Origin of the sequence: Microbacterium trichothecenolyticum, from assembly GCF_000956465.1 — a bacterium.
Taxonomy (GTDB): domain Bacteria; phylum Actinomycetota; class Actinomycetes; order Actinomycetales; family Microbacteriaceae; genus Microbacterium; species Microbacterium trichothecenolyticum.
The window spans coordinates 85,067-97,062 of the sequence record NZ_JYJA01000031.1; the positions used below are offsets into that span (position 1 = coordinate 85,067).

Genomic DNA, 11,996 nt, shown 5'->3' on the forward strand with positions numbered 1-11,996 from the left:
CGGACGACGGCCTCAGGCCGCCACGGGTACGCGCGCTTCGGCCTCTTCGAGCTCCTTCGGGGCGATCCACTTCTTGAGGGCGATCACCGTGAGGGCCGAGACGACCGTGCCCGCCGCCAGGGCGATCAGGAATCCCCAGATCGGGTTGATCGCGAAGAGGACGAAGATGCCGCCGTGGGGCGCCAGGGACTCGACGGCGAACGCCATGCTCAGCGCGCCGGTGACCGCGCCGCCCGCCATCATCGCGGGGATGACGCGCAGCGGGTCCGCCGCGGCGAACGGGATCGCGCCCTCGCTGATGAACGCCGCGCCGAGCAGCCAGGCCGCCTTGCCGTTCTCGCGCTCGACTGGGGGGAACATGTTCCGCGCCAGGACCGTGGATGCGAGCGCCATCGCGAGCGGCGGGACCATGCCCGCGGTCATCACCGCCGCCATGATCAGGTACGGCGTGGTGTTCTCCGCCGAGGCGGAGGCAAGGCCCGCGACCGCGAACGCGTAGGCGACCTTGTTGACCGGACCCCCCAGGTCGAAGCACATCATGAGTCCGAGGATCACGCCGACGAGGATGATCGCACCGGTCGCAGCGAGGCCCGTGAGCCAGTCGTTGAGCCCGACCATCAGGGTCGCGATGGGCCGGCCGAGGAACAGGATCATGAGTCCCGACGCCACGATCGACGCCACGAGCGGGATGATCACGACCGGCATGAGTCCGCGCAGCCAGCGCGGCGCGTTGAACCGCCCGATCCACCATGCGACGTAACCCGCGAGCAGACCGCCGATGATGCCGCCGATGAATCCGGCGCCCATCAGCGCGGCGATCGCCCCGGCGACGAAGCCGGGGGCGATGCCGGGCCGGTCCGCGATCGCGAAGGCGATGTAGCCGGCCAGCGCCGAGACCAGGAAGCCCATCGACGTCACACCGATCACGAAGAACACCGACCCGAAGTACTGGGCGAGCCCGCCCTCCGGAAGCGCCCACAGCGCGTTGTCCTTGATGACGGTGAACGCCGCGTCGTCGGCGTTCACGTTGACGCCGCCGATGAGGAAGCCGAGGGCGATCAGCAGACCGCCACCCGCGACGAACGGGATCATGTAGCTGACGCCGGTGAGGAGGATGCGCTGAATGCGCGCACCCCACGACAGCGTCTCGGCGGGGGCGGCAGTGGCCGCGGCCGACTCGCCGCCCACCCGCGTGGCGGACGGGTCGTTGGCGGCGGCGACGGCCTCCGAGATCAGCTGGTCCGGCTGCTCGATGCCGCGCTTGACACCCGAGCGCACGACGGGCTTGCCGGCGAACCGCTGCGGTTCCCGCACGTCGACGTCGGTCGCGAAGATCACGGCGTCGGCGTTGCGGATGACATCGGGCGGAAGCGCCTGGTAGCCGCTGGAGCCCTGCGGCTCGACGACGAGATCGATGCCGGCCTTCTTGCCGGCGGCGGTGAGCGCGTCGGCGGCCATGAACGTGTGCGCGATGCCGGTCGCGCAGGCCGTGACCGCGACGACGCGTGCCGGGCGGCCGTCGACGACGAGGCCCGGTGCGGCGCTGGGTGCCGCAGCGGCCGCGGCAGCAGCGGGCGCGGCGGCCTCGCGCTCCCCGATGGCCGCCTGCACGATCGCGACCACATCGTCGTCGGACGAGGCGGCGCGCAGTCCCGAGGTGAAGTCCTCCTGCATCAGGCTGCGGGCGAGCTTCGAGAGCACCGCGAGGTGCGCCTCGGCGGCATCAGCGGGGGCCGCGATGAGGAACACCAGATCGGCGGCGCCGTCCGGCGCGCCGAAGTCGACGCCCGGATTCAGGCGCGCGAAGGCGAGGGACGGGGTCGTTACCGCGGCGCTCTTGGCGTGCGGGATGGCGATGCCGCCGGGAAGCCCGGTCTCGTCCTTCTCTTCGCGGGCCCACGCGTCGGCGTAGAGAGCTTCGGCGTCGGTCGCGCGACCCTGCGCGACCACGCGTGCGGCGAGGGACCGGATGACGGCTGCCTTGTCGGCGCCCAGCGGGACGTCGAGACTCACCAGGCCTGGGGTGATGGTGTCGGACACGGTGACCTCCTGCGGTCGTGGGGTGGGGTTGGTGGGTGTCAGTCGAGACGCGTGACGGGCACGTCGCCGGTGGGAAGGTCTGCGGGAGCCGGCGCTTTCGTGCCGGGAAGGGATGCCGCGGCCGACCCGTACCGGACGGCGAGGCGCAGCCGCTCGCCCTCTTCGGCGCCGCGGGTCGCGGCGAGCACGTAGCCGGCGAGGGAGCTGTCGCCTGCGCCGACCGTGCTCACGACCTGGATCGGCGGCGGCGTGGCTACCCAGGCGCCATCGGCGGCGACGAGCACGGCGCCACGGGCGCCGAGGGTGACGAGTGCGGTCCGCACCCGCGCCGGGACCAGCACGCGCGCGACCTCGAGCACTGCGCGAGGGTCGGCGCCGTCGATCGCGACGCCGGCGAGCTCGGCGAGTTCTTCGTCGTTCGGCTTGATCAGGTCGGGTGCACCGTCGGCGACGACGGCGGTGAGCGCCGGGCCGGAGGTGTCGACCGCGATGAGGGGGGCGTCTGCTCCGTGCGCCCGTCGCACGGCGCGAATCACGTGCACGTAGAAGTCATCGGCGACGCCGGGAGGCAGCGAGCCCGCCAGCACCAGCCAACGGGCACCGACGGATGCCGCGACCACGGCATCGATGACCGCGGAGACCTCGTCGGGCGAGAGCTCCGCGCCCGGCAGGTTGAGCTTCGTCGTCACCCCGTCGGGGTCGGTGATCGCGATGTTCGCGCGCACGTTGCCGCGGATCGGAACGCGCTGGGCGTCGACCTCGGCGGCGCGGAGGGCGGCGTCGAACGGATCGCCCGGCGCGAGCGGCAGCACCGCGGTGCAGTCCTCGCCCGCAGCGGCGACGGCGCGGGCGACGTTGATGCCCTTGCCGCCGGCGTCCTCCCGCGTGGAGGCTGCGCTCTGCACATCTCCGACCTGCAGAGGCGCGGGGAGCATCACGGTGCGGTCGAGGGACGGGTTGGCGGTGAGCGTCACGATCATGCGAGCCAGACCTCCACGTCGGCGTCCGCGAGCGCGGACGCGAGTTCTTCGTCGGGTGCAGCATCCGTCACCAGCACGTCGATGTCGGAGAGCGACGCGAAGCCGACGAGCAGCTCCGCGCCGAGCTTCTCTGCGTCGGCGACGACGACCACCCGGCGCGCCGACTCGACGATGGCGCGCTTGACGGCGGCCTCGTCGGGATCGGGCGTGCTGAGCCCGAACGTGGCGGACACGCCGTTGGTCCCGATGAAGGCGACGTCGGGACGCAGAGCGCCGATCGCGCGGACCGTGTCGGCGCCGACCGCCGCGGCGGTGAGGCCGCGCACGCGACCCCCGACCAACGAGAGCGAGGCGCCCGGGACACCCGCCAGCGCGTTTCCGTGGGTCAGCGAGTGCGTGACGACCTCGATCCGCGCGCTCGAGAGGCGCGGGATCAGTGCCGAGGCGACAGCCGCGGTGGTCGTGCCGGCATCGAGGAAGACGGATCCGGCGAACTCGGCGCCGAGGGCGTCCAGGGCGCGCTGGCCGATCGCGGCCTTGGCGCCGCCGTGGTGCTCGAAGCGCTCGGCGAGCGAGGGCTCACGTGTGCTGGCGCGCTCGCGGCTCACCGCTCCCCCGTGAACCCGGCGCAGCGCGCCGGCCGACTCGAGGTGGTCGAGATCGCGGCGGATGGTCTCGGTCGTGACGTCGAAGCGCTCAGCGAGCTCGACGACGCTCACGCGGCTCTGCGCAGCCAGCAGGAGTTCGATCTGCTCGTGGCGCTCCGTCGCGTACATGTCGCAACCCTTCGTTGGATTCCAACACAATACAACACATTCCCACACAAACGCAATGGAGTATTTTCTTACGGTGCCCGACAAGCCCGCCGCCGAGATCTCGATCGACATCGCACTCATCCGCGGACTGCTCGCCGACCAGGCTGTCGCGATGATCCCCGCCGCCACCGAGCTGCCCCTCCGAAAGGTCGCCGAGGGCTGGGACAGCGAGGTGTGGCGACTCGGCGACCAGTACGCCGTGCGACTCCCCCGTCGCACCCTCGCCGCACCCCTCGTACTGCACGAGCAGGCGGTGCTTCCGGGCGTGGCCGAGCGGCTCGCACCGGTGGGTGTGCGCGTTCCGGCGCCCGTGGTCGACGGTGTTGCGGGCGACGGCTACCCCTGGGCGTGGTCGGTCGTACCGTGGATCGACGGCGTCCCAGCGCTCGCTCAGCCCGTCGCCGAACGCGGCGGATGGGCCGCCACGCTGGCTCGGGCGCTTTCCGCTCTGCACTCCGACGCCCCGGACGACCACCCGATCAATCCGTTCCGCGGCGTCCCGCTCGCCGCTCGCACAGGCGCCGTCGAGGAGCGGCTGCGGACACTCCGCGCCGGCGGCGTCCTCGACGGCTCCTCAGCGGACGCCCTGCACGCGCTGTGGCAGGCGGGAAGAGCAGCTGCTCCGTGGGATCGCACACCGGTGTGGATCCACGGCGATCTGCACCCGGGCAACCTCGTCTCGCGTGATGGCGACCTCGCCGGGATCATCGACTTCGGCGACGTGACCGCCGGCGATCCCGCCTACGACCTGGCTGTCGCGTGGCTGGCATTCGACGCCGCCGGGCGCGAGCGGTTCATGGCCGCCGTGGGTTCGCGCTACGACGCCCACATCTGGGTGCGGGCACACGCCTGGGCCGCCGCCGTCGTGCTCACGCTGCTCGCCCACAGCGACGACAACCCCGCCTACCTCGCGCTGGGACGGGATGCCGCGACGGAGGTGCTCGCAAAGGTCTGAGACCGAGGCATCCGTCGTCTGGAAAAACGAAAAACCCCCGCTCAGCGGGGGTTTTCTCGTTTGGCTGGGGTACCTGGACTCGAACCAAGAACAACTGAACCAGAATCAGCCGTGTTGCCAATTACACCATACCCCAAGGCTGTCAGCCGAAGCCGTGCCGAGGAATGAGTCTACGCGACGCCGGCACGTGCTCCAAACCGAGCCGTCACCCGCGCGCGTCGAGCAGTGCTCCGAGACGGCGGATCGACTCGGACTTGCCGAGCAGCTCCATCGATTCGAACAGCGGCGGCGACACCCGACGGCCGCTCAGAGCGACGCGCAGCGGGCCGTAGGCGATGCGGGGCTTGAGGCCGAGGCCACCCTCCTCCGCGGGCGAGATCAGCGCGCCGGCGAGGGCGTCCTGCACCGCGCCGGCGGTGAATTCGGTGCCGGGCACGAGCTCAAGGGCGCCGACCGAGGCGACCAGAACCTCGTTCGCGTTCGCCGGCAGCGACGCGAGGGCGTCTTCCTGGTAGGCGACCGTGTCCGAGAACAGGAAGCCGAGCAGTCCCGGCGCATCGCCGAGCAGCTGCATGCGCTCCTGCACGAGCGGCGCGGCGGCGACGAGGATGGCCTCCTGCGCCGGCGTCGGGTTCTCGGCGACCACTCCGGCCGCGGCCAGGTACGGCACCAGGCGATCGGCGAAGTCTCCGGGCTGCAGCATCCGGATGTGATCGCCGTTGATCGACTCCGCCTTCTTCTGGTCGAAGCGGGCCGGATTCGGGTTGACGTCGACGATGTCGAACGCCGCCACGAGCTCCTCGAGCGAGAAGACGTCGCGGTCGGGGCCGATCGACCAGCCGAGGAGGGCGAGGTAGTTGAGCAGGCCCTCGTGGATGAAGCCCTTTTCGCGCTGCAGGAACAGGTCGGCCTTCGGGTCGCGCTTGGAGAGCTTCTTGTTACCCTCCTCGCCGAGCACCAGCGGCATGTGGGCGAAGCGCGGGATGAACGTCGTGACGCCGGCATCGACCAATGCGCTGTAGAGGGCGAGCTGACGGGCGGTCGACGGCATGAGGTCCTCGCCGCGGATGACGTGGGTGATGCCCATGAGCGCGTCGTCTACGGGGTTCACGAACGGGTACAGCGGCACGCCGCCGGCACGCACGAGGACGAAGTCGGGGAAGGAACCCGCCGGGAAGGTCACCTCGCCGCGGATCAGGTCGACGTAGGTGAGGTCCTCGTCGGGGACCCGCAGGCGCCACGCGGGCTCGCGGCCCTCGCCGCGGAAGGCCGCCTTCTGCTCGTCGGTGAGGTCGCGGTCGTAGTTGTCGTAGCCGAGCTGCTTCGCACGGCCGTTCGCCTCGTTGCGGGCGTCGATCTCCTCAGCGGTCGAGTAGCTCTCGTACACGGCTCCGGCGGCGATGAGCTTGTCGAGCACCTCGCGGTAGATGTGGTGGCGCTGCGACTGGCGGTACGGGGCATGCGGACCGCCGACCTCGACTCCCTCGTCCCAGTCGATCTTGAGCCAGCGGAGGGCGTCGAGAAGCTGCTGGTAGCTCTCCTCGCTGTCACGCGCCGCATCGGTGTCTTCGATGCGGAACACGAGCTTGCCGCCGGTGTGACGCGCGTACGCCCAGTTGAACAGCACCGTGCGGATGAGTCCGACGTGCGGAAGACCGGTCGGCGAGGGGCAGAACCGGACGCGGACGTCGGTGCCGGTGGCGGTCGTGGTGCGGGGATCAGGCGAAGAAGACATCACCCCTGAGTCTAGTTGCGGGATGCCGCCGAACCAGGCTCGGCCAGGGGCTCGGAGATGAGCCGAGCCAGGGCGTTCAGCGTCGCCCGGACAGCCGGCACGCGCTCTGCGCCGCGCGCGGTGACGGTGTGGATACGGCGCTGCTCCCCCGCCGGCAGCGGCACCACCGCCACCCCCGGCAGCTGCGGGAACGACTCCACCGCCATCCGTGGCAGCGTCGCGACGCCGATGCCCTGTGCGACGAGTCCCTCGACGGCGACGAAGTTGTCGGTCTCGAACGCGATGCGCGGCGCGAATCCGGCGCGCCCGCACAGCTCGAGCAGGTGACCCCGGCAGCGCGGACAACCGGCGATCCAGTCGTCGTCCGCAAGTGTCGCGACGTCGATGATCTCCGAGGTCGCCGCCGGGTGCTCAGCGGGAAGCACCGCGAGCAGCTCGTCGGCACCGACCGTCTGCACAGCGAGGCCCCGGGCGCTCGAGCCGTGCGGATCGTCGCGGTCGCCCGGGTAGCTGAAGGTGAGGGCGATGTCGGTCCGGTCTTCGCGCACGGCCTCGACGGCCTCCGGGGGCTCCGCCTCGACGTAGGTGAGGGAGATTCCCGGATGCCGCTGCGCCAGGTCCGCGAGCAGGCGCGGCACGATCGTGGGCGAGGCGGACGGGAAGCCCACGAGCCGCACGCGCGCGGCCCGGAGACCGCGGAGCTCCGCGAGCTCGCCGGCGGCGGCATCCAGAGCCGTCGTCACTGCGGGAGCGTGCCGCGCGAGGATGCGGCCGGCGTCGGTGAGGCGGACGGTGCGACCGACACGTTCGACGATCGCGACGCCGAGCCTGTGCTCGAGGCGCTTGAGCTGCTGGCTCACCGCGGGCTGGCTGTAGCCGAGGGCGAGGGCGGCACCTGTGATGGACCCTTCATCCGCGATCGCCTTCACGACGCGGAGTTCGCGCGCGTCGAAGCCCGGGTCGTCGTCCCACGCATCGGTCATGCCTGAATCATAAGCTTCTGTTATGTCCAGCATGGAACACCTGCCGTAGACGCGAGCATTCGGCGCCGTCCACTCTGGATCCATGCCCGCGACCGCGCCTTCCTCCGCTCTCGACGCAGCGCGGCGCGAGTTCGCCGGCGGCCGCGACTATCTCGCAGCGTGCACGGTGGGCCTGCCGAGCCGGGCGACACGGCTCGCCGTACTGACCGACCTCGACGCCTCCGCCTCGGGCCGCCCCGACCTCGCCGCCTACTGCGCGGCGGTCGAGCACTCGCGGGCGCTCTTCGCATCGCTGGTCGGCGTGGGCGCCGAACGGGTGGCCATCGGCTCGCAGACCTCGGTCGCGGCGGGAATGGTGGCTTCCGCACTCCCTCACGGCGCCGAGGTGCTCGCGCCCGAGGGCGAGTTCTCGTCACTCGTGCTGCCGTTCGTCCACGCCGGCCGCGGGCTCGCCGTGCGCACCGCGCCGCTGGACGAGCTGGCCGCGCACGTGCGTCCGACCACGGCACTGGTCGCGTTCTCCGTGGTGCAGTCGGCAACCGGGGAGGTGGCGGATGCCGCGGCGATCGCCGCGGCGGCGGCCGCGCACGATGCGCTCACGCTGTGCGACGCGACCCAGGCCGTCGGCTGGCTGCGCGTGGAGGCATCCGTCTTCGATGCCGTCGTATGCCACGCGTACAAGTGGCTGTGCGCGCCGCGGGGCGTGTCGTTCCTGACCGTATCGGACCGTCTGGCAGCGCGCATGACGCCGCTCAACGCCGGATGGTACGCCGGGGACGACCCGTGGTCGTCGTGCTACGGCGCGGAGGTCGAGTTCGCACCTGACGCGCGCCGCTTCGACGTGTCGCCGGCATGGCAGGCCTTCGTCGGGGCCGCCCCGGCGCTCGACCTCTTCGCCTCGCTGGATCCGGCCGAGCTCCACGAGCACGCGACCGGGCTCGCTGCGGCTTTCCGAACCGGCCTCGGCCTCGCACCACCGGAGCGCGCATCGGCGATCGTCACGTGGGACGACCCGGAGGGGTGCGACCTCGCGCGCCTGACCGCGGCTGGGATCACGGCATCCGGTCGATCGGGCCGCGCACGCGTCGCTTTCCACGTGTTCAATGACGAAGACGACGTCGACCTCGCCCTCGCGGCGCTGGGTCACTGACGGCACGCCCTCGGGGCATCCGGGCGACTGCGTAGACTGCCAACGCGGGTCAGCCGGGCCCCGCACGACGGAGGCCGCATGACCGCCCACCCCGACCGCACGGTGCTGCGCGGCGGTACCGTGGTCGACGGCACGGGAGGCGACGCCCGCGAAGCGGACGTCGAGATCCTCGGCGATCGGATCGGCGTGATCGGCGACATCCCGGCACGGGAAGGTGATGACGTCGTCGACTGCCGCGGCCGCCTCGTGATGCCGGGCTTCATCGACGCGCACGCACACGCGGACGGGACCGTCTTCCGGCCCGACGTGCAGCTCGCACTCCTGCGCCAAGGAATCACGACCGTGATCGGCGGCCAGGACGGCGTCTCGTACGCCCCCGGCGACGGCGTCTGGGCGAGCCGGTACTTCGCGGCGATCAACGGCCCACATCCGACCTACACGGGCGGCGGCGTCGCAGAGCTGCTCCGCACCTACGACGGCACCACGCCCCTCAACGTCGGGTACCTCGTCCCTGCCGGCACCGTGCGCCATGCGGTCATGGGCATGGCGAGGGGACCAGCGGATGCCGGGCAGCTCGCGCACATGCAGCGCCTCGTGGCCGACGGGCTGGGGTCCGGCGCGCTCGGGCTGTCGACCGGGCTGGACTACGTGCCCGGCATCTTCGCCGGCACGGACGAACTCGCGCAACTGTGCGCTCCCCTGGCCGCCGCGGGCGGGCTCTACGTGACGCACATGCGCGGCGGGTACGAGACCAACACTGCGGCCGGCCTCGAAGAGGTCGTCGCGATCTGCGCGCCCGGCGCGGCGCACGACGGCGTGCGCGGACACGTCTCGCATCTTCACGTGGACGCCGATGACGCCGAGCGCCTGCTGGCCGGGGCCGCGGCATCCGGAGCCGACCTCTCCTTCGACATGTACCCGTACACGCGCGGCTGCACGCTCGTCTCGATGGCGGTGCTGCCCCCGCAGTACAGCGCGCTGGCCGTCGACGACGCGATCGCGCGGCTGTCGGATCCCGCCGAGCGTGCCCGTCTGCTCGACGAATGGTTCCCGACCGTGGCACACAAGCCGAGCCTCGGACCCGACTGGCCCTCGATGATCCGCGTCGGGCATACGCCCGCGACGGACTGGGCCTGGGCGCCCGGGCGGACCCTCGCCGAGATCGCCGACCGTCGGCAGACCTCGGTCGAAGAGGCGACGCTCGACCTCCTCGTCGCGGGGCGGATGGAGGTCAACGCGGTGATGGCGGTGCGCGACGAGCGCGCGATCGAGAACCTGGCGCAGCTGTTCGCGCATCCGGGGCACACCGGCGGCTCCGACGGCATCTTCATCGGGGCTGTGCCCCACCCCCGCGCGTGGGGCGCGTTCGGCCGGTTCCTCGGCACCTACGTCGGACGCTCGTTCACGTGGGACGGTGCCGCCGTCCACCTCGCCGCGCACACCGCCGAACGGTTCGGACTCGTCGATCGCGGCATCCTGCGTCCTGGCGCGGTCGCGGACATCGCGATCGTGGACCCGGCGACCGTCGCCGATGCCGCCACCTACGACGACCCGCAGCGGCTCGCACGCGGCATCGACGACGTCTTCGTCAACGGCACGCACGCGCTGCGCGACGGAGAGCTCACTGGCGCGCTCGCCGGGCGAGGACTTCGCCGTTCCCCCTCTCCCTCGAAAGGAACCACATGACCAAGCAAGCCGTCCTCATCGAGAACGCTCCGAAGCCCGCCGGTCCCTACAGCCACGGCGTCGCCGCCGCGGGTCTGCTCTTCACCGCCGGCTTCGGCCCGCAGGACCCCGCGACGGGTGAGGTCGTGCCGGGCGGTGTCTACGAGCAGACACAGCAGGTGCTGCGCAACGTCGGCAGCGTGCTCGCCGCCAGGGGCGCCTCCTTCGACGACGTCGTCAAGGTCACGGCCCACCTGCAGCACCTCAAGCGCGACTTCGCCGACTACAACCGCGCCTACGCCGAGTTCTTCACCGAGCCGTACCCGGTGCGCACCACGGTCGGCTCCGACCTGTACGACATCCTCGTCGAGATCGACGTCGTCGCCGTGCTGCCGAGCGAGTGATGCCGGCCGCGCAGCGCGGCATCGCCGATCGCGTGCTCGGCGGGGCCGACAAGGGACTGCCGTCGGATGCCGCGGGCCTGACCGTCGCCGAATTCCTGACGCGTGAGCCGCGGCTCGCCGACCTGTGGACACCCCTCGTCGTGCTCGACGACAGCGTGCTCGACGACAACATCGCATTCCTCGCAGGCTGGGTGGCCGCGCGCGGGCTCGAGCTCATGCCGCACGGAAAGACCACGATGGCGCCGCAGCTGTGGCATCGGCAGCTCGATGCGGGCGCCACCGGCATCACGGTGGCGAACCCCTCGCAGCTGCGCGTGGCGGTGGATGCCGGCATTCCGGCGATCATGCTCGCCAACCAACTGGTGCAACCGGGGGCGATCCGCTGGACCGCCGACGTCGTCGCGCGCGGCACCCGGGTGTGGAGCTGGGTCGACGATGTCGCCGGGATCGAGGCGATCGAGCGCGCCCTCGGCCCGGTGGAGCGGCCGCTCGAGGTTCTCGTGGATGTGGGCCGCCCGGGCGGCCGCACCGGCGCCCGCTCGCTGACGGCGGCGGTCGCGGTGGCCGAGCGCGCGGCGGCCTCGCCGGCGGTGCGCCTTGCCGGCATCACCGGGTACGAGGGCTCGGTCGCGCACGGGCGCGGCGCGGAGGCGCTGGCGTCGGCGGGGGCGTACATCGACGAGCTGCTCGCCGTCCATGACGCCGTCGGCCCGCTCTACGATGACGGCGACGTACTGGTGTCGGCCGGCGGCAGTGCCTACCCGGACGTCGTCGGCACGGCGTTCGCCGCGGCATCGGTGGGGGGCGACGGCGCGCGTTTCGTACTTCGCTCGGGCGCGTACATCGTGCACGACCACGGCTACTACCGGCAGAACTCGCCGTTCGAGGGATCGGGGCTCCGCCCCGCGGCGCGCGGGGTCGCACGAGTGGTGTCGCGGCTGGACGCCGACACCGCGATCGTCGATGCCGGCAAGCGCGACTTCCCGTACGACGAGGGACTGCCGACGCCGCTGTACGCGATCACGAGCGACGGCGAGCGGATGCCGCTTCCCGGCGCCGAGACGACCAAGCTCAGCGATCAGCACGGCTTCGTGCGCATCGGAGCCGACTCGCCGCTGGCCATGGGCGATCTCGTGGTGTTCGGACTCTCGCACCCGTGCACGATGCTCGACAAGTGGCGCCTCGTGCCGGTGGTGGACTCCGTGGAGGATCTCGAGGCCGCGATCGTGACCGACCTCGTCGAGACGCGGTTCTGAGGATCGTGCCGAG

General features: G+C 71.7%; 10 protein-coding genes and 1 tRNA gene. 5 read left to right on the forward strand and 6 right to left on the reverse strand.

The window, feature by feature from the left end; all coding sequences use genetic code 11:
• Positions 1 to 12: 12 nt before the first annotated feature.
• Genes RS82_RS07310 through RS82_RS07320 form a run of 3 tightly spaced genes read right to left on the reverse strand, consistent with a single transcriptional unit; the run spans position 13 to position 3,796 of the window.
• The gene (locus RS82_RS07310) at positions 13 to 2,040 is read right to left on the reverse strand and encodes a PTS fructose transporter subunit IIABC (protein ID WP_045297932.1); all 2,028 of its coding nucleotides are present in this window, start codon (positions 2,038 to 2,040) and stop codon (positions 13 to 15) included.
• A gap of 38 nt (positions 2,041 to 2,078) precedes the next feature.
• The gene (pfkB, locus tag RS82_RS07315; RefSeq protein WP_045297933.1) at positions 2,079 to 3,020 is read right to left on the reverse strand and encodes a 1-phosphofructokinase; all 942 of its coding nucleotides are present in this window, start codon (positions 3,018 to 3,020) and stop codon (positions 2,079 to 2,081) included.
• Positions 3,017 to 3,796, reverse strand: coding sequence for a DeoR/GlpR family DNA-binding transcription regulator (locus RS82_RS07320; protein WP_045297934.1), 780 nt, complete (start codon positions 3,794 to 3,796; stop codon positions 3,017 to 3,019). Before RS82_RS07320 ends, pfkB begins: the two co-directional genes overlap by 4 nt.
• 73 nt (positions 3,797 to 3,869) lie before the next feature.
• On the opposite strand from RS82_RS07320, the gene RS82_RS07325 reads away from it, so the two are divergent.
• A complete protein-coding gene (locus tag RS82_RS07325; RefSeq protein ID WP_045297935.1) occupies positions 3,870 to 4,790 on the forward strand; it encodes an aminoglycoside phosphotransferase family protein in 921 nt (306 codons plus the stop codon).
• Between the two features lie 61 nt (positions 4,791 to 4,851).
• On the opposite strand, the gene RS82_RS07330 is transcribed toward RS82_RS07325, so the two are convergent.
• The 3 genes from RS82_RS07330 to RS82_RS07340 all read right to left on the reverse strand — a co-directional run bounded on the left by RS82_RS07330 (position 4,852) and on the right by RS82_RS07340 (position 7,508).
• Positions 4,852 to 4,926, reverse strand: a tRNA-Gln gene (locus RS82_RS07330).
• Between the two features lie 69 nt (positions 4,927 to 4,995).
• Positions 4,996 to 6,525 carry a glutamate--tRNA ligase gene (gltX, locus tag RS82_RS07335; protein ID WP_045297936.1) on the reverse strand — a complete coding sequence of 510 codons (1,530 nt, stop codon included), beginning with the start codon at positions 6,523 to 6,525 and terminating at the stop codon, positions 4,996 to 4,998.
• An 11-nt stretch (positions 6,526 to 6,536) separates the two neighbouring features.
• Complete coding sequence (locus RS82_RS07340) at positions 6,537 to 7,508, reverse strand: LysR family transcriptional regulator (protein ID WP_045297937.1); 972 nt, start codon at positions 7,506 to 7,508, stop codon at positions 6,537 to 6,539.
• Positions 7,509 to 7,590: 82 nt separating this feature from the next.
• Between RS82_RS07340 and RS82_RS07345 the strand changes: the two genes are divergently transcribed.
• The 4 genes from RS82_RS07345 (at position 7,591) to RS82_RS07360 (ending at position 11,983) form a co-directional block, all read left to right on the forward strand.
• Positions 7,591 to 8,658, forward strand: coding sequence for an aminotransferase class V-fold PLP-dependent enzyme (locus RS82_RS07345; protein ID WP_045297938.1), 1,068 nt, complete (start codon positions 7,591 to 7,593; stop codon positions 8,656 to 8,658).
• Positions 8,659 to 8,736: 78 nt separating this feature from the next.
• Entirely contained in the window at positions 8,737 to 10,344 is a 1,608-nt protein-coding gene (locus RS82_RS07350; protein WP_045297939.1) for an N-acyl-D-amino-acid deacylase family protein, read from the forward strand.
• Complete coding sequence (locus tag RS82_RS07355; RefSeq protein WP_045297940.1) at positions 10,341 to 10,727, forward strand: RidA family protein; 387 nt, start codon at positions 10,341 to 10,343, stop codon at positions 10,725 to 10,727. The genes RS82_RS07350 and RS82_RS07355 overlap by 4 nt, the downstream gene beginning before the upstream one ends.
• Positions 10,727 to 11,983, forward strand: a complete 1,257-nt coding sequence (locus tag RS82_RS07360; protein WP_045297941.1) for an alanine racemase — start codon at positions 10,727 to 10,729, stop codon at positions 11,981 to 11,983. The genes RS82_RS07355 and RS82_RS07360 overlap by 1 nt, the downstream gene beginning before the upstream one ends.
• Positions 11,984 to 11,996: the final 13 nt, after the last annotated feature.

Bases quoted from the DNA above. Each gene is read 5' to 3' on its own strand.
- RS82_RS07345 (WP_045297938.1), top strand. From the start codon at position 7,591: ATGCCCGCGACCGCGCCTTCCTCCGCTCTCGACGCAGCGCGGCGCGAG.
- RS82_RS07340 (WP_045297937.1), bottom strand. From the start codon at position 7,508: ATGACCGATGCGTGGGACGACGACCCGGGCTTCGACGCGCGCGAACTC.
- pfkB (WP_045297933.1), bottom strand. From the start codon at position 3,020: ATGATCGTGACGCTCACCGCCAACCCGTCCCTCGACCGCACCGTGATG.
- RS82_RS07360 (WP_045297941.1), top strand. From the start codon at position 10,727: ATGCCGGCCGCGCAGCGCGGCATCGCCGATCGCGTGCTCGGCGGGGCC.
- RS82_RS07350 (WP_045297939.1), top strand. From the start codon at position 8,737: ATGACCGCCCACCCCGACCGCACGGTGCTGCGCGGCGGTACCGTGGTC.
- RS82_RS07355 (WP_045297940.1), top strand. From the start codon at position 10,341: ATGACCAAGCAAGCCGTCCTCATCGAGAACGCTCCGAAGCCCGCCGGT.
- gltX (WP_045297936.1), bottom strand. From the start codon at position 6,525: ATGTCTTCTTCGCCTGATCCCCGCACCACGACCGCCACCGGCACCGAC.
- RS82_RS07320 (WP_045297934.1), bottom strand. From the start codon at position 3,796: ATGTACGCGACGGAGCGCCACGAGCAGATCGAACTCCTGCTGGCTGCG.